This is a genomic window from Winogradskyella ouciana, from assembly GCF_009709615.1.
In the GTDB taxonomy this organism is placed as follows: Bacteria; Bacteroidota; Bacteroidia; order Flavobacteriales; family Flavobacteriaceae; genus Winogradskyella; species Winogradskyella ouciana.
Genome location: NZ_WJYA01000089.1, coordinates 1 through 275, shown reverse-complemented (window position 1 = coordinate 275; position 275 = coordinate 1). Strand labels below are relative to the sequence as shown.

General features: G+C 47.3%; 1 protein-coding gene. It reads right to left on the bottom strand.

Annotation, left to right across the window (positions count from 1 at the left end; translation table 11 throughout):
• A partial coding sequence (locus tag F1003_RS15730) for an alpha/beta fold hydrolase (RefSeq protein ID WP_155090355.1) occupies positions 1-275 on the bottom strand: 275 nt, incomplete at both ends.

Sequence of the window (275 nt, the reverse complement as noted above, 5' to 3'; positions counted from 1 at the left end):
CAGGCCTTAAGTGCGACTCATAAAACACCAATGATTTTATTTGATCAGGGTGTCGCCTGGCATAATCACAAGCAATTACCGAACCCCAACCGTGCATAACCAAGGTGACAGGCTGCTTATCGAGCCCCAAGGCTGCCATAAAAGCATCGAAGTATTCTATATGATCAGAAATACGGTAGGGGATATTCGGCTTACCGGATTGCCCCATGCCTACCAGGTCAAGCGCAATACAACGTGCCTGGCCCTGCATTTTTGGTAAGATATGACGCCATAAA